This window comes from Catenulispora rubra (assembly GCF_015356825.1).
Taxonomy (GTDB): Bacteria; Actinomycetota; Actinomycetes; order Streptomycetales; family Catenulisporaceae; genus Catenulispora; species Catenulispora rubra.
Map to the genome: position 1 here is coordinate 1 of NZ_JAACYW010000260.1, position 16,481 is coordinate 16,481.

Annotated in this window: 16 protein-coding genes; 6 read left to right on the forward strand and 10 right to left on the reverse strand. The window is 70.7% G+C overall.

Annotated features, from left to right (window positions below; all coding sequences use genetic code 11):
- Nucleotides 1-253: ArsR/SmtB family transcription factor (locus tag GWK61_RS42525; protein ID WP_194917700.1), on the forward strand; the 253-nt coding region annotated here is incomplete at its 5' end.
- Nucleotides 254-522: 269 nt separating this feature from the next.
- On the opposite strand, the gene GWK61_RS42530 is transcribed toward GWK61_RS42525, so the two are convergent.
- The 3 genes from GWK61_RS42530 to GWK61_RS42540 form a co-directional block, all read right to left on the reverse strand.
- Nucleotides 523-2,850 (reverse strand): amino acid permease, encoded by a 2,328-nt coding sequence (locus GWK61_RS42530; protein WP_228563861.1) that lies wholly within the window; start codon nt 2,848-2,850, stop codon nt 523-525.
- A 133-nt stretch (nt 2,851-2,983) separates the two neighbouring features.
- Nucleotides 2,984-3,703, reverse strand: coding sequence for a response regulator (locus GWK61_RS42535; protein WP_194917704.1), 720 nt, complete (start codon nt 3,701-3,703; stop codon nt 2,984-2,986).
- Nucleotides 3,700-4,848 (reverse strand): sensor histidine kinase, encoded by a 1,149-nt coding sequence (locus GWK61_RS42540; RefSeq protein WP_194917706.1) that lies wholly within the window; start codon nt 4,846-4,848, stop codon nt 3,700-3,702. The genes GWK61_RS42535 and GWK61_RS42540 overlap by 4 nt, the downstream gene beginning before the upstream one ends.
- 129 nt (nt 4,849-4,977) lie before the next feature.
- Between GWK61_RS42540 and GWK61_RS42545 the strand changes: the two genes are divergently transcribed.
- On the forward strand, nt 4,978-5,223 hold the full coding sequence (locus GWK61_RS42545) for a hypothetical protein (protein ID WP_228563860.1): 246 nt from the start codon (nt 4,978-4,980) through the stop codon (nt 5,221-5,223).
- Between the two features lie 58 nt (nt 5,224-5,281).
- Here GWK61_RS42545 and GWK61_RS42550 read toward each other — a convergent pair whose 3' ends face one another.
- On the reverse strand, nt 5,282-5,626 hold the full coding sequence (locus GWK61_RS42550; RefSeq protein ID WP_194917708.1) for a DUF8817 family protein: 345 nt from the start codon (nt 5,624-5,626) through the stop codon (nt 5,282-5,284).
- A gap of 167 nt (nt 5,627-5,793) precedes the next feature.
- Here GWK61_RS42550 and GWK61_RS42555 point away from each other — a divergent pair, with 167 nt between their 5' ends.
- A complete protein-coding gene (locus GWK61_RS42555; protein WP_194917710.1) occupies nt 5,794-6,966 on the forward strand; it encodes an ROK family transcriptional regulator in 1,173 nt (390 codons plus the stop codon).
- On the opposite strand, the gene GWK61_RS42560 is transcribed toward GWK61_RS42555, so the two are convergent.
- From GWK61_RS42560 to GWK61_RS42575, 4 genes are all read right to left on the reverse strand, one after another.
- Nucleotides 6,963-7,220 carry a hypothetical protein gene (locus GWK61_RS42560; protein ID WP_194917712.1) on the reverse strand — a complete coding sequence of 86 codons (258 nt, stop codon included), beginning with the start codon at nt 7,218-7,220 and terminating at the stop codon, nt 6,963-6,965. The two genes, GWK61_RS42555 and GWK61_RS42560, sit on opposite strands and share 4 nt — an antisense overlap.
- 90 nt (nt 7,221-7,310) lie before the next feature.
- The gene (locus GWK61_RS42565; RefSeq protein WP_194917714.1) at nt 7,311-8,156 is read right to left on the reverse strand and encodes a carbohydrate ABC transporter permease; all 846 of its coding nucleotides are present in this window, start codon (nt 8,154-8,156) and stop codon (nt 7,311-7,313) included.
- Between the two features lies 1 nt (nt 8,157).
- The gene (locus GWK61_RS42570) at nt 8,158-9,081 is read right to left on the reverse strand and encodes a carbohydrate ABC transporter permease (protein ID WP_194917717.1); all 924 of its coding nucleotides are present in this window, start codon (nt 9,079-9,081) and stop codon (nt 8,158-8,160) included.
- A complete protein-coding gene (locus tag GWK61_RS42575) occupies nt 9,081-10,442 on the reverse strand; it encodes an extracellular solute-binding protein (RefSeq protein WP_194917728.1) in 1,362 nt (453 codons plus the stop codon). The genes GWK61_RS42570 and GWK61_RS42575 overlap by 1 nt, the downstream gene beginning before the upstream one ends.
- 178 nt (nt 10,443-10,620) lie before the next feature.
- Here GWK61_RS42575 and GWK61_RS42580 point away from each other — a divergent pair, with 178 nt between their 5' ends.
- Both GWK61_RS42580 and GWK61_RS42585 read left to right on the forward strand, forming a co-directional pair.
- A complete protein-coding gene (locus tag GWK61_RS42580) occupies nt 10,621-11,646 on the forward strand; it encodes a LacI family DNA-binding transcriptional regulator (RefSeq protein WP_194917730.1) in 1,026 nt (341 codons plus the stop codon).
- A 49-nt stretch (nt 11,647-11,695) separates the two neighbouring features.
- Entirely contained in the window at nt 11,696-12,310 is a 615-nt protein-coding gene (locus tag GWK61_RS42585; protein ID WP_194917732.1) for a TetR/AcrR family transcriptional regulator, read from the forward strand.
- Between the two features lie 333 nt (nt 12,311-12,643).
- Here GWK61_RS42585 and GWK61_RS42590 read toward each other — a convergent pair whose 3' ends face one another.
- A complete protein-coding gene (locus GWK61_RS42590; protein ID WP_194917734.1) occupies nt 12,644-13,876 on the reverse strand; it encodes a PucR family transcriptional regulator in 1,233 nt (410 codons plus the stop codon).
- A 118-nt stretch (nt 13,877-13,994) separates the two neighbouring features.
- Nucleotides 13,995-15,449, reverse strand: coding sequence for an APC family permease (locus GWK61_RS42595; protein WP_194917736.1), 1,455 nt, complete (start codon nt 15,447-15,449; stop codon nt 13,995-13,997).
- A gap of 303 nt (nt 15,450-15,752) precedes the next feature.
- On the opposite strand from GWK61_RS42595, the gene GWK61_RS42600 reads away from it, so the two are divergent.
- Nucleotides 15,753-16,481 (forward strand): PaaX family transcriptional regulator (locus GWK61_RS42600; protein ID WP_194917739.1); only part of this gene is annotated, 729 nt, incomplete at its 3' end.

Sequence of the window (16,481 nt, forward strand, 5' to 3'; positions counted from 1 at the left end):
CTACCAGATCCACCCCAGCACCCCCGGCACGCCCCCCGAACCACCGCGCCCCGGCGAACTCATCGGCTGGACACGCGCCCGGATCCTGGCCGCCGTGGCGGCCCCGGCGACGACCGGCGAGGTGGCGGGCCGACTCCGGCTGAGCCCGTCAACAGTCTCGTACCACCTGCAGATCCTGCACCGGGCCGGCCTGGTGCGGCGAACACGGGAGGTTCGCAGTGTTCTGTATCAGTCGACACGTGCTGAGGAATAACCGCAGACCGGAAAGCCAAACGCGCCGCCGGTAGAGCGGCCAGGCCGAGACTCAACCCGCCGGCGAGCCACGCATCCGACCACTGATTCACTCGCCCACGCCGCTGCCTCAGTCAACCGGTCGACCGATCGCCAGCGAGCAGCCAGCCAGCCACGCATCCGGCCGCTCACTGAGTCGCCGCGGCCTGCCCCGCCGCCTCAATCGCCGCCAGCCAGCAGCTGGTCAGCCGCTCACCCAGCCGGCCCGACCGCACCCGCCGCCCTGCCGCCTCAATCAGCCGGCCCCGGCCGCAACTCATAAATCGGGTTGTAAACCGCCCGCTGTCCCCCGGCCGTCGTGATCCGCCCCCGCACCACGATCCGCCGCCCCGGCGCGATCCCCGGTATCTGCCGCCGCCCGAGCCAGCTCACCGTCACCGAGCCGGTCCCGTCCCACAGGTCGGCCTCCAGGACCGGCACGCCGGCGCGCGGCCGCATGCGCACCGTCCGCAGCGTGCCGGCCATCACCACCTGCTCGCGGTCCGGGCAGTCGGCGATGGCCGTGGCTCCGCACGGCGAGACCTCCTGCGACAATTCGGCGGCCTCCAGCTCCTGGTTCTCCAGCGTCAACGATTGCAGCCGGGTCCTCTGACGCGGCGGCTTGGGCTGCTTCGGCTTGGTCATGGCACTCCCCTGATACGCTCCGTGCGCCTGCGCCTTCGCGGCCTCGATGCGCGCGGTCGCCGACTCCAGCTGGTACGGCACCGCCGCGACCACGACCCGCCGCTGGAACAGCAGCCGGCTCTTCAGACGCAGCGCGGACTGGTTGTGCAGCACCTGCTCCCACCAGTGGCCGAGCACGTACTGCGGGATGTAGACGGTCACGACGTCATCGGGGTTCTCCGTCCGGACCCGCTTGACGTACTCGATGATCGGCCGGGTGATCTCCCGGTACGGCGAGGCGATCACCGTCAGCGGCACCGGGATCGAGCGCCGCTCCCACTCCGCCTTCAGCGCCTCCACCTCGGCGTCGTCCAGGTTCACCGTCACCGCCTCCAGCGTGCTGGGCCGCGTGGCGCTGGCGTAACCGATCGCGCGCAGCGTCGGCAGGTGCAGCTTGGAGACCAGGACCAGCGCGTGGTTGTTGGCCGGCAGGCTGAACACCGCGTCGTCCGAGGGCGTCAGCTCCTGCGCCACCGCCGCGTAGTGCCGGTTGATGGCCCGCATCACCAGCCAGATCAGCGGCATCGCCAGCACCACGATCCACGCGCCCTTGGCGAACTTCGTGACCAGCACGATCACCAGCACCGCGGCCGTCACCCCGGCCCCGACCGCGTTGATCACCCGCGACTGCATCATCCGGCGCCGCTGGACCGGGTCCGCGGTGTCCCGCAGCAGCCGGTTCCAGTGCCGGATCATGCCGGTCTGCGAACAGACGAAGGACACGAACACGCCCACGATGTAGAGCTGGATCAGCCGCGTCGGCGAGGCGTTGAACGCGACCACCAGCAAGGTGGCGAACCCGGCGAGCAGCAGGATGCCGTTGGAGAACGCGAGCCGGTCGCCGCGGGTGTGCAGCTGGCGCGGCAGGTAGCCGTCCTTGGCCAGGATCGAGCCGAGCACCGGGAAGCCGTTGAACGCCGTGTTCGCCGCCAGCACCAGGATCAGCGCCGTGACGACCTGCAGGAGGAAGAAGAACGGCGAGTTGCCGCCGAACACCGACCGCGCCACCTGCGCGATGACCGTGCGCGGCTGCTGCCCGGCCGGCAGGCCCGACAGGTTCGCCGCGTCCGCCGCGTGCACGTGCCCGGCCAGCGCCAGCGCGGTGACGCCGGCGAACATCGCCACCGCGATCCCGCCGAGCAGCGCCAGCGTCGTCGCGGCGTTCTTGCTCTTCGGCGGCTTGAACGCCGGCACGCCGTTGCTGATCGCCTCGACGCCGGTGAGCGCGGTACAGCCGGAGGCGAACGCCCGCAGCAGCAGGAAGATCAGCAGCACGCCGTTGTAGTGCGTGGTGTTGACGATCGTGTAGTGCTCGCTCTCGGCGTGCAGCCCGTGTCCGAACGCGACCCGGACCAGCCCGGTCACGATCATCACGCCGACCGCCGCGACGAAGCAGTACGTCGGGACCGCGAACGCCGTGCCCGACTCCCGCACCCCGCGCAGGTTCAGCAGCGTGATCGTGGCGATCACGACCACCGAGATCAGCACGACGTGCGAGTTCAGCGCCGGGAACGCCGAGGCCAGGTTCGCAACGCCCGAGGACACCGACACCGCGACGGTGAGGATGTAGTCGACCATCAGGGCACTGGCAACGGTCAGGCCCACCTTCGGGCCCAGGTTCGTGGTGGCGACCTCGTAGTCGCCGCCGCCGGAGGGATAGGCGTGCACGTTCTGCCGATACGAGGCGACGACCACCAGCATCAGCAGTCCCACCGCCGCGGCGATCCACCACGTGAAGTGCAACAGGGCCAGCCCGCCGGCGGAGAGCACCAGCAGGATCTCCTCGGTGGCATAGGCCACGGACGACAACGCGTCCGAAGCGAACACCGGGAGCGCGATCTTCTTCGGAAGCAAGGTCTCGCCGAGCATCTCGCTGTGCATCGGCCGGCCGACCATGACCCGTTTGGCTATCCCCAGAGCACTTGGCACGACCGCGATGCTATTGCCGGGCCACCCGGAAAGCACTAGCGTCCGGGCGTTTATTTCTCACGGACTACTCACGCCTCACAAGCCGACGACCGCGCTCCGCTCACGCTTTCCCCGCAGTTTCCAGCGGCTGGAAGCGATACCCCATGCCCGGCTCGGTCAGCAGCTGGCGCGGATTGGAGGGCTCGGGCTCCAGCTTCTGCCGCAACCGTGCCAAGTAGAAGCGGAGGTAGCTGCCCTCCGGCTCGTGCTCGGTCCCCCACACGTGCGCCAGCAGCTGCTTGCTGGAGACCAGGCGGCCGGGATGGCGCAGCAGGATCTCCAGGACGGCCCACTCGGTCCGGGTCAGGCGCACCGTCTCCGGCACGTCCGCGGACGCCTCGGCAGTCCGCTTCACCGTGCGCGCCGCGAGGTCGACGAGGTGGTTGCCGACCGCGATCACCGGCCCGGTGGTGTTCTCCGGCTCCGAACGGCGGATCAGGGACCTGACCCGCGCCGCAAGCTCCTCCATGTCGAACGGCTTGGTGACGAAGTCGTCGGCGCCGGCGTCCAGCGCCTCCACCTTGTCCCAGGAGTCGGTGCGGCCGGACAGCACCAGGATCGGCACCGTGGTCCAGCCGCGCAGGCCGTCGATGACCCGGACACCGTCCATGTCCGGCAGGCCCAGGTCCAGGACCACCAGGTCCGGGGTCCGGCGCGCGGCGGCGGCCAGCCCGGCGGCGCCGTCGGCGGCGACCGTGACGTCGTAGCCGCGCGCCTGCAGGTTGATGCGCACGGCCAGCAGCAGCTGCGCTTCGTCGTCGACCACCAGCAGGTGCTTCATCGGGACGACGCCTCCCGCGAGCCGGCCGCCGGCCGTGAGGGCACCGGCCGCGCAGGCACCGTCACCACCATCGTGAGCCCGCCGCCGGGGGTGTCCTCGGGGCGCAGCTCGCCGCCCATCGCCTCGACCAGCCCGCGGGCCAGCGCCAGGCCGAGCCCGACGCCGGCGGTGTTGTCGCGGTCGCCGAGCCGTTGGAAGGGACGGAAGACGCGCTCGTGGTCGGTGGCCGGGATGCCGGGGCCGTGGTCGATCACGCGTATCTCCACCTTGTCGCCGTCCTCGCCGTTCTCGCCGTTCAGGATGTTCTTGGTCTGCATGGGGTCCGTCATGCCGGCGACCAGCTCGATGCGGGAGGCGGTGTGCTTGGCCGCGTTGCCGACCAGGTTCGCCAGCACGCGCTCCAGCAACGCGCTGTCGGCCAGCGCCGGCGGCACGCCGTCGGGGTTCGCCGCGAAGGTGACGCGGCCAGCGGCCGTCGGCACGTCGTCGATCGCGCGCGGGATCACCTCGTCCACCGCGACCGTCTCGACCAGCGGCTTGAGCGCGCCGGACTGCAACCGCGACATGTCCAGCAGATCCTCCACCAGCCGCGAGAGCCGGCCCAGCGAGGTCTGCGCGGCGCCGAGCAGTTCCTCGCGCTCGCCCGCGGACAGCTCGAAGCGCGGATCGTGCAGCGTGTCCACCGAAGCCCGCGCCGCCGCCAGCGGGGCCCGCAGGTCGTGCGAGACCGCGTTGAGCAGCGCGGTCCGCATCCGGTCGGCGGCCTCCAGCTGCGCCGCCTCGGCAGCAGCCTGCGTCGCGCGCCGGAACTGCTTGCCGGAGTACTCGACCACCGAGGCCACCGTCACCGCGACGATGACGAACGCCAAGAACGTGATCACATCGTTGGCCACCGCGATGCGGAACGTGTGGATCGGCGAGATGAAGTAGTAGTCCAGCAGCAGCGCGGTCCACACCGCGGCCACCAGCGCCGGCACCATCCCGCACACCCGCGAGATCGCGACCAGCGCGACCAGGTAGATGAGGACCTGGCTGCTGAGGTTCAGGCGCTCGGTGAGGGTCGTGAGCACGGCCGTCAGCAGCGGCGGCACCACCAGCGCCGCGGCCAGCCCGCGCCATCCGCGCGCGCGTGCGAAGTCCGGCATCGGTCCTCCCCAGGCTCCTCGGCTCGCGGCTGCGCCCCGGGTCGGCACGCCCGGGATCTGGTGTGCAGCATATTGCGCGCGTAGTATCACGCGCGATCATGTGCTTCATGCGTGGGGTTGGGGGGAACCTTGAGACGCACAGCGGCAGCATTGGTGACGATCAACCGGGTGCCGTTCCGGTGTCAGGTCTGCCAGTCGGAGCTCTTCTACGACCGGGAAGTGAAGCTGAACACCACCGGGGCGGAACTCTTCGACCTCGGCTGGGCCAACCAGTCCGCGACGGGGCTGGTGTGCGCGCGGTGCGGATACGTGCACCTTTTCCTGAACAACGCGATCGAGCTGTGGAAGCCCGAGAGCGGGTATCCGCAGCCCTGAACCCTGAACCGCCGTTCCCGTTCCGGTCCCTGGCCCTGTTACTACCGCGGCTGCGGCCTCAGAGCCGGTCGGCCGGCCCGACGCGCAGCAACGCGCCGTCGGGATCGGTCACCGCGAACACCGTCGGGCCGTACACCGCCGGGACCGGCACGTCGGGACACTCCAGCCCGTCGTTCTGCCACTTCTCGCGCAGCTCCTCGGGCTCCTCGACCCGCAGGTACCACCCGGAGGGATTGGCGGCGGGCTCGATGTCGGGGTCCGGGTAGAAGTGGACCTCCGCGTCGTCGTAGCGCAGGCGCAGGTACTCGTCGGCGGCGTCCACGACGGTGAAGCCCAGGAAGCAGTAGAACGCGCGGGTCCGTTCGAGGTCGGCGCTGGGCAGGATGGGGACACTGGTTGCCACGCTTCCAGCGAAATCCCTGATCGGCGCGGTGGCCATGGGTTCTCACGCAGCTCTCACGGGCAGCGCTCGCATCCTCACACTGTGCCAATGCGCCGCGTCCGATGAGTCGTCCCCGACGCGCCGACACCCTTGAACCGCAACCGGCCCCCAAGCCGTACTCTGCGTCCATGAGCATCCGCGCAGTTCGCCCGACCACCGGGGTCACCGCGGCCACGCTCCGGGAGATGAACATCCGGACGGTGTGGTCGGTGATCGAGGGCGGCCACCCGATCTCCCGGGCCGAGATCGCCCGGCTCACCGGGATCTCCAAGCCGACGGTGTCGGTGCTGCTGGAGGAACTGCTGGCCACCGGCCTGGTGACGCAGTCCCCCGACTCGGCGCGCGACCCCTCGCACGGCGCGGTGTTCTTCGGCCCCAAGCCGGACGGCGTGCACGCCCTGGGCCTGGACCTCGGCGCGCACCGGCTGCGCGGCGTGCTGGCCGGGCCGGGCGCGGCGATCGCGGCCCGGCAGGACGTGGACGTGCACGGCATGGACGCCCCGCGCATGGTGACCGCCGCGGCGGAACTGGCCGGCGAGCTGATCCTCGCGGCCGGTGTGGAGGCGGCGACGGTGCGGCACGCGGTGGCCGGCGTGCCGGGCGTCGTGGACCGGCACACCGGCCGGGTCTGGCAGGCCCTGAACATCCCGGACCTGAACGGCTTCGCGATCGCCACGGAGCTCGAGGCGGCGCTCGGCGTGCCGTCCACCGTCGAGAACGACATCGACCTCGCCGCCCTCGGCGAGAACACGCACGGGACCGGCGCGGCCGCCGAGACCTTCGCGTTCCTGTCGGTGGGCACCGGCGTCGGCGCGGGCCTGGTGCTGCACGGCCACCTGCACCGCGGCCACTCCGGCGCGGCCGGGGAACTGGACACCGCGTTCGACGCCGAGGGGTTCGCCGCGAACGACCCCTGCGCGGCGGCGATCGTCGAGTACGCGAAGCCGTTCGCGTCAGAGCTCACGTCCGACGGCGACCTGACGACAGAGCTGATCTTCGACCGGGCACGCGCCGGGCATCCGCGGGCCATCGCGGTCGTCGAGGAGGTCGCGCGGCGTATCAGCGCCTACATCGGCGTGATGGCGGCGGTCGCCGACGTCGAGCTCGTCATCCTCGGCGGTGGCATCGGACTGAACGGCGATCTGTTACTGGAGCGGGTCGCGCTGCGCCTTCAGGGGCAGCTGCCGTATCCGCCCCGCCTGGAAGTGTCAGCACTCGGCGACAGCGCGGTGCTGACCGGCGCCGCCGCGATGGCGGCCGCAGTGGCCGTCGAGCAGGTGATCAGGGAGCGGACCGGCTAGCCCGGCTCGTCCCCGCCGAACACCGCGACCCCGATCACCGCCAGCGTCGCCACGGCGACCACCGCAGCGCCGGCCGAACGCCACCGTCCGGACGCGTACACGAGCACTACCAGCTGCGTGGCCACCAGCACGGCACCGACCGCCCACGGCAGCCATCCGTGCTCGGCCGCGCGGGCGCGTGACGGCGGGGCGGCGGGGTCTGGCTCGCCGCCACTCTCGTCGGGTCCGGGGACCGGGTGGTCCGTACTGCTCACTCCACTGAAGGACCCGGACCGGCGGCCGGGCGACAACTTGTTGAGGTGCCGATCCTAGCCGTCGGCCGCGCTGAAGGACGGATCGGCGCCTCACCCCTTCGCCGCGCCGGCGAACCGGAACGCGCCTCCCATCGCCCGCGACACGATCAGGTACAGCACCACGACGGGCATCGAGTACAGCACCGAGTACGCCGCCAGCTGCCCGTAGGCCACCGCGCCGTACTGCCCGAAGAAGGTGAACACCGTCACCGAGGCGGGCAGCTTCTCAGGGCTCTGCAGCAGGATGAAGGGCACGAAGAAGTTGCCCCAGGCCTGGATGAAGGTGAAGATCAGGACCACCGACATGCCCGGGGCGATCAGCGGCACCACGATGTGCCGCAGCGCCTGCATGGGCGAGGCGCCGTCCACCCACGAGGCCTCCTCCAGGCTGATCGGCACGTTGTCGATGAAGCCCTTGATCAGCCAGATCGCGAACGGCAGCGAGGTCGTGGCCAGGAAGACCGCGGTGGCCGGCATCGAGTCGATCAGTTGCAGCCGCAGGAACAGGCCGTAGACCGGGACCATGATCGCGGTGATCGGCAGACCGGTCGCGAACAGCACCGTGTACAGGAACGGCTTGCGGAAGCGCGTCTGGTACCGCGACAGCGGGTACGCCGCCAGCGTCGCGATCGCCACCGTGATCAGCGCCGATCCGCCGCACAGCAGCAGCCCGTTCCACAGCGGCCGCCACAACATGTCCGTGTTCATCACGGCCCGGAAGTTGTCGAAGCTCGGATGATCCGGCAGCTTCACCGAGGTCTGGGCCGAGCTGTCGAAGCACGACAGCACCAGCCACACCAGCGGTGCCAGGAACGCCACCGCGATCAGGACCAGGATGCCCGCGGTGAGCATGCCGGCGGCTCGCCGGCGCGGCGTGTCGATCCCCGTCGTCCCCATCTCAGGCCTCCGGTTTCAACACGCGCACGTACACGAACGAGAACACCGCACCGATCGCCAGCAGCAGCAACGAGATCGCCGTGCCGTAGCCGACCTCGGAGAACTTGAACGCCTGCTGGTACATCAGGACCGGCAGCGTGGAGCTGGCGAAGCCGGGACCGCCAGCGGTCATGACGTAGATCAGCGTGAACACCGACAGCGTCTGCAGGGTGATCAGCATCAGGTTGGTCACGATGGAGGGCCGGATCAGCGGCAGGACCACCGACCACAGCCGGCGCCAGCCGGTCGCGCCGTCCAGCTCGGCGGCCTCCTGCACGTCGGTCGGCACGTCGTCCAGCGCCGCGTTGTAGACCAGCATCGAGAACGCGGTGCCGCGCCAGGTGTTGGCGATGATCACGGCGAGCATCGGGCTGCTGTAGAGCCAGTCCTGGGAGCCGATCCCGAGCGCCTTCGTGACCTGGTTCAGCGTCCCGTCCTGGCCGAGGAACGCGTACCAGATGAACGCGCTCACCACCTCCGGCAGCACCCACGCCGACACCACGACCGCCCCGACCGTGCCGCGCAGCCAGCGGTTCCGGCCGCGCATCAGCAGCGCGATGCCCAGCCCCAGCAGGTTCTGGCCGATCACCGCCGAGCCCAGCACGAACACCACGGTGAGCCAGATCCCGTTGGTGACGTTGGGGTCGGAGAACAGCCGGCGGAAGTTCTCCAGCCCGACCCACTGCGGGTTCTGCGCGCCGTCGCCGGTCAGCGCGGCGTTGGTGAACGAGCTGTAGACGCTCCACAGCACCGGGCCGAGGAAGAACAGGAAGAGCATGATCAGGGCCGGCGCCAGCGGCAGGTGCCGGGTCGCCCTGGCCGCTCGGGCGCGGCGGGGGGCCGTGATCCGCCCCACCGCGCCCGCGAGGTCTTCGCCGATCACCATCAGCTGCTGCCCGCCGCCACATTGCCGGCGCCGACGATGCCCTTCAGCGTCTCGGTGTACGTCTTCGTGGCGTCCGCCGGCGACGCCTGGCCGGTGATCACCGCCTCGGTCGCCACCTGGATCGCGTCGGACACCTTCGGGTACTCGGCGTAGGCCGGGCGGTAGTTGGTGACCGGGACCAGGCCGGTGAAGAAGGCCGTGGTGGGGTTGGAGTTCTGGTACGCGGGGTCGGAGGCGACGTCGTTGCGCACCGCGATCTGGCCGTCGGCGTCGTCGTAGGACGCGGAGTTGTCCTTGTTCAGCGCCAGCTCGACGAACTGCGCGGCCAGGTCCTTGTTCTTCGACTTCGCGGTGACCGACAGCGTCCAGCCGCCGGACATGCTGGTGGTGCCCTTGCCGCCGCCGTCCTGCGTGGGCATCGCCGCCTCGCCGATCGCGGTGGACCACGCGGGCCAGGGCTTGGCGCCGGTCGCCGTCCAGGTGCTGGTGACCCAGGAGCCGTCCAAGTCGATGGCGAGCTTGCTCTGCGGCAGCAGCTGCCCGCCGACCACGTTGCCGATGTTGGGGTCGAGCTCCTGCTGCGGCGGGACGGTCAGGCCGCCGCTGTAGGCGTCCTTGAGGAACTGCAGCGCGTCGGTGAAGCCCTTGCTCGGGGCGATCCACTTGTTGCTGGAGCCGTTGTAGAGGGTGTCCTGCGTGCCGTACAGCAGCATCTCGAAGCCCTGCATGGTGCTGCCCTCGCCGTCGGGCTTGCCCGAGTAGACGTTCAGCGGGATCACGCCGGGATCGTTCGCCTTGATCGCTTTAGCCGCTGTCAGGACGTCGGCCCAGGACTTCGGCTGCCACGGCACCTGGATGCCGGCCTTGGTCAGCAAGTCCTTGTTGTAGTAGAGCGCACGGGTGTCGGTGCCCATCGGGACGCCGTAGGTCTTGCCGTCCAGGCCGCGCGCCGCGCTCTTGGCGGTGTCCGGGAACTGGGACCAGTCGGCCCAGCCCGACAGGTAGGAGTCCAGCGGCGCCAGGTAGCCGGCCTTGATGTCGGAGTTGATCAGGAAGGTGTCCTCGTAGACCACGTCGGGCGCGGTCGAGCCGGAGCCCATCATCAGGTCGATCTTGGTGTAGTAGTCGTTCTCGGCGGCGGCGATCGGGTCCAGTTTGACCGTGATGCCCGGATGTGCGGCCTCGAACTGCGCCTTCACCTTCTGCATGTGCGCGTCGACGTGGATCTCGTTGCCGAACTTGACGTAAGCGACCTTGAGCGTTTTACCTCCGCCGCCACCGGAGGAGGACGACGAGCAGGCGGTCAGGGCGAGCGCGGCAGCTCCGCCGGCACACGCTATGCGTAAACTCTTAGACAACATCCTGACTCCTTCGCGACAACGTGTCCGCCGCGTGGCGCGCGGTGGAGGGAGCGGACCGAGTGGCGCCGTGCTTTGAGAAAACGTTATTTTCGCGTTAATCTAGGCGCGCGGGCCGGGGCATCGTCAAGCCCTGCGAATGTCTCGATCAGGTCACGACAGGCCGTGGAGCGGATATTCCATGACGAAGGCTTCAGGGCGCCGGTCCAGACGCCCGACGATGGTGGACGTCGCCCGCGAGGCCGGCGTCGCGCTGAGCACCGTGTCGAGGGTTGTCAACCACGACCCGACGGTCGGCCCGGAGTTCGCCCGCCGCGTCCAGACCGCGATAGACACGCTTGGATACCGCCCCGACGAACAGGCGCAGCAACTCCGGCGCGGCACCAGCCGCACGATCGGCGTCGCGGCCCGCGAGATGTCGGCCCGCAACCCGCTGCTGGCGGAGTTCGAACGCGGTGCGTACGCCTCGGGCCTGACCGTGTTCGCCGCCTCCACCGCCGACGACGTCGAGCGCGAACGCACCGTGGTGCTGTCGATGGCGCGCCGCGGCTTCGACGGCGTGGTCGTGGAGCCGATCGGCCCGGACCACTCCTACCTGACCCCGGAGATGGCCGCCGGCCTGGCGGTGGTGGCGGTGGACCGCCCGGTCGCGGGGCCGGAGACGGACGCGGTGCTGGCGGACAACGCCTCGGGCGTGCGCATGGCGTACCGGCAGCTCGCCGCGCACGGCCACACGCGCATCGCGTACATCGGCGACCATGAGCGGATCTTCACAGGACGGGAACGTGCGGCGGCCTTCCGGGCGTGCCTGAGCGCCGACGGCCGCGCAGTGACCGGACTCGTGCACACCGGGGAGACCGAGCAGCGGCGGATCAGCGCGGCGCTGCGTGCGGTGCTGTCGGGCTCGGCGCCGGTCACGGCTCTGGTCACGGGGAACGTCACGACGACGTTCGCGGTCCTGACACACCTGGCGGCCGAGGTGCCGCCGGAGCTCCGGCCGGCGCTGGTCGGATTCGACGACTTCCCGCTGGCGGGGCTGCTGGATCCACCGGTGACGGTGATCGCGCAGGACAGCCTGGGCATGGCGCACGCCGCGCTGCACCTGATGACGGCGCGGCTGGCGGAGCCGGAGCGGGCGCCGGAGACGCTGACGGTTCCGGTGCGGCTGATCGAGCGGGGGTCCGGGGAGCGGCCGCCTGTGGGGTGACGCCGGCTGACACCCCTAATGGCCCCGCAGTTTCATTAGGATGCGGGTCATGCCCGACGAACCCTCGGCCCCCGGCACGCTCCGTCCAGGCGGCCGCACGGCGCGCACGCGCGCCGCAGCACTGCGCGCGGCCGAGGACGCACTGATCGACACCGGCTTCGACACCCTGGACCTGGCCGACATCGCCCGCCGCGCCGACATCGGCAAGACCACCGTCTACCGCCGCTGGGGCACACCGGCGGCGCTGGTGGCGGACCTCCTGCTCGACATGGCGGAGCAATCCCTGCCCCGCACCGAGACCGGCACCCTGGACGGCGACCTGCTCGCCAACGCACGCCTGGTCCGCAAGACACTGACCGAGCCGCGCTCCAGCGCACTGTTCAAGGCGGTCATCACGGCAGCCGCCAGCCACCCCGACACCGCCACAGCGCTGCACCGCTTCTACGCGACGCGGATCACGGAGTGGGCCCCATGCGTCGAGCAGGCCGCGGCGCGCGGGGAGGTGCCGCAGGGCACTGACGCCGCGGAGGTGATCCGCGCGGTATCGGCACCGCTGTACTACCGGTTCCTGGTGAGCGGGGATGCGCTGGATGTGGCGAGCGCCGAGCGGGCTGCGGCGGCTGCTGCGGCGGCGGCTCGGGCCGGGGTCTACATGCGGAGGTGAGCACCGAGCATGCGGCGGCTGCTGTGCCAACAGCGGCCCGGCCTGGGTCTATGTGCGAAAGCGAGCACCTACACGGCCAATCGAGTGACACCCGGGAACAACACGCCGACACTTTTTCGTAGCTCCAAATAGGAGTCGTCGGGGAGCACGCAGTACCACGGCTGCTGACGCGGCGGCTCGGGCTGAGGTCTACTCGCGCAAGCGAGCACCGAACGTGCGGCAGCTAGCTGCTGCGGGGCGGCGGGCTTTTGCGGCGGGCTGTCGTGGCTGCGGCAGGCTGTTGCGGCGGCTGCTGTTCGGGCCGGAGTCTGCGTGCGGAACTGAGCACCTGGCTCAGCGCTCGCCGTCCCCGTTCCCACGCTCGCCCTCATCCTCCGCCAGTAAAGCCACGCGCCCCCGATCCACCTCGAACGCCAGGCTCAGCTCGGCGACCTGCCGCGGATCCGACAGCGTCCGCCCGGTCCGCTCCTCCAGCCGCCGCAGGCGATAGCGCACCGTGTTGGGGTGCACGTACAGCCGGCGCGCGGCCTCGTCGGCGGAGCCGCCGTGGTCGAGCCAGGCGCCGAAGGTGTCCAGCAGGATGGCGCGGTCGTCGGGCGGCATGGTCTCCAGGCCGGCCAGGATGGCGCGGGACAGGCGCGCCATCACGTCCGGGGCGCTGGCCGCCGCCACCGACAGCGAGTCGCGGCCGAAGACCACCACCTTGCCGGGGCCGGCCGAGCCGCGCAGCGCGATGCGGGCCAGGCGCAGGGCCTGGGAGGTGCCGGTGAGATCGTCGTACAGCGGGCTGACTCCGACCCGGCCCACGCTGCCCGCGGCCAGCGCGTCGATGAGCACGTCCAGCTGGTCGGCCGGGCGTGGCAGGCTGGCCAGGCCGATCTCGACGTCGTGCAGCAGCCGCCAGGCCGAGGTGATGCTCTGCTGCTGCAGGCCCTCCTCGATCCCGCGGCTCACGCCGTGCTCGCCGGCGCCGGCCACCCGCGCCGCGATGACCACGTACGGGCCCTGGTGCGGCAGCCGCAGCGCATCGGCGGCCTCCCACACCTGCGGCTCCGACAGGTGCCCCTCCAGCAGCGCCTGGATCAGGGCCGAGCGGCGCTGCTCCTCGCTGCGGATCCGGGCCGCGAGCTCCCTGCGGTAGCTGTCGGACATCACGTCGGTGAACCCCGACAGCCGCCGCCACAGCGCCGAGGCGGCACGCAGCGCGACCCGCGGCGCGACCTCGTCCCGCTCGGCGGATTCGGCCAGGTGCTCCCAGATGAAGGACAGCGCGATCTGGTAGGCCTCGAACACCGCCGACATCGGCACGCCCTCGGCGGCGCGCGAGCGCCCGGCCAGGTCAGCCGGCGCGTTGCCGTCCAGGTCCGGGTCCAGCAGCCCGTCGAAGATCACCCGATAGTGGTCGGAGACGGAGCGGTGCAGGTCCGCGATCGGCACCCGTTCGGCGTACACCGGGATGAGGGCGTTGATCCGGGCGGTGACGGCGTCCGAGAACTCCTCGGTGCGCTGCAGCATGCGCGCGGCCAGCGCTCGGGCACCGGCCTCGACCTGATCGTCGTCCCCCACAGCTACGCATCGTAGCGATCCGGCTATCCCCCGGAATGGGTTTTCCCAGTTCCGGGAGTTCCCATTTTGGTGACTGCTGTGACCACCGCTTTGGCCACCGCTTTGGCCACCGCTCTGGTCACTGCCGGCCGGGATCGGCGTCGATCAGCCACCGCGTCGCGGCGCGCGGGCGCAGGTACAGCACCCAGTACAGCGCAGCCGCCGCTGTGGCGCCGAGCGTCCAGTAAAGATCCGAGGGCTGAGTACGCCAGAGCTCGAACAGGACGCCGACCAGGCTGCCCACGACCAGGACCGGGACGACCGGCCACAGCGGCATCCGCCAAGCGCCCTTCGCCTTGTGCACGCCACGCCGCCCGACCAGCGCCGCGACGGCGACGATCAGGTACAGGCCGGTCACCGCGACGCCGGTGATGCCGTTGAGCGTGTCGACCGGCGCGAAGCACAGCGCGGTGCCCGGCGCGCCGACCGCGAGCGTGGCGACCCACGGCGCGCCGAAGCGTTCGGAGACCGTGCCGAGCGCCCGGTTCACCGGCGCCGGCCATGCCTTGTCGCGCGCCGAGGCGAACAGGATGCGCGAGTTCTGGATCACCATGACGATCGCGGCGTTGACGATGGCCGCGGCGATGCACAGCGCGACGAAGGCGCCGACCGCGGAGTCGCTCCAGCCCTTGACCAGCCCGATCAGGTCGAAGTTCGCGCCGGTCAGGGCACTGGCATCACCCGCGCCGAGCGTGATGGCGACGGTCGGGACGACGACCACGACCGCGCCGAGGCCGAGCGTCCACAGCACGGCGCGCGAGACGTTGCGCCGCGGCTCCTGGATCTCCTCGGAGAGGTAGACAGCGGTCGAGAACCCCTGCAGGGCGAACAACGCGACGGCGAGGCCGACCATGATCGTGCCGAAGGGCAGCGCGGCGGAGTGCTGTCCGTCGGACACGACCGGGTGGAGCAGGACGCCGGCGCCCTGGTGCGTGTGCGCGAAACCGAGCACGGCCACCAGCCCGGCGGCGATCACCTCCAGCACCAGGAACACGCCGGTGATCCAGGCGTTGGCACGCAGGTCGAAGACGCCCATGACGGTCGAGGCGGCCATCACGAACGCGCCGGTGTAGGCGCCGCTGACCGGGAGCGCGGGGATGGCGGCGTGCAGGTATTCGCCGGTCCCGATGGCGATGATCGGCGGGATGATGAACGCCGCGACGCCGGCCAGGAAGAAGGTCAGCCAGCCGGAGACCCGGCCCAGCAGCGAGCCGACCATCGCGTACTCGCCGCCGGCCGAGGGGATCAGGGTGCCGAGTTCGGAGTAGCAGAAGGCGACGCCGACGCACAGGACGCCGGCTATCGCCAGGGTGAGGGCGGTGCCGGTGCCCTGCGTGGCGAACAGGCCGGGGACGATCACGAACAGGGAGCTGGCCGGGGTCAGGCAGGAGAGGGTGAGCAGGACCGCGCCGACGAGGCCGAGGGAGCGGGCGAGTTCGGGTTTGGGCGCGTCTTTGGTAGCGGCATCGTCTGTGGCGGCCGGGTGGGACTTCGAGCTCTCCGAGGCGGAAGGCCGGGCCAAGATCTCGGTCATACTCCGCTACCGCCTCCGTGCCTGGGGAGTCCGGGTCATGAGCGACCCGTGTGTTCGGGCTATGAAAAGTGATGGACGTAACGAGCGTCAAGGGTCGCCAGCCGCGGAATCCGCAGTAAAAGCGGACATAGCGCGACCGCTCCGAGCCCGTATTCGATCAAGCCCTGACACACCTCTCCCCCGACACCACCCATCGCCATTCCATTCACAGGGGGAACCACCCCCACACCTTCGATTTAAAGGCAACGGAAACCCGTGCACTCGACAGAAAATTGACGCCGCGCACCGGTACCGTGGTGCGTCATGGAGGGGTCCGAGGTGTGGCCGCGCGTCACCCGGCGTCGCGAGATGAACACGGTCAGCGCACGCTCGCTGCTGATGACGCTGCTCGGCGAGTACGTCCTCCCGCGCGAGCGCCCGCCATGGACATCGACGCTGGTGGAGGCGCTGAGCAGCGAGGGCGTCGAGGAGAAGGCGGCCCGCCAGGCGCTGGCCCGCGCCTCCGCCGAGGGCTGGATCACCTCCGAGCGCGTGGGCCGCCGCGTCCGCTGGACCCTGACCCCCGAGGGGCGGCACCTGCTGACCGAGGGCGCCGACCGCATCTTCACCTTCGGCCGCGCCACGCCCGCGACGCCGCCGTGGGACGGCCGCTGGCTGATGCTCCTGGTGACCGTCCCCGAAACCCGCCGCGACCTCCGCCACCGCCTCCGCACCCGCCTCACCTGGGCCGGCTTCGGCACCCCCGACCCCGGCATCTGGATCAACCCGAACCCCAGCCGCGAACAAGAGGCACGCGAAGTCCTCCACGACCTCGACCTGACCCAAGGCGCGATGTCGTTCACCGCCGCCCACGGCACCATCGGCAACCAACCCGCGATGGTCGCCCGAGCCTGGAACCTCAGCACCCTGGAAGCCGACTACGAGGCCTTCGTCGCCACTTTCAGCGCAGCCACCCCCACCACCGACGCAGAAGCCATGCGCACCCAAACCCGCCTGGTCCACGAATGGCGCCGCTTCCCCTTCCTCGACCCC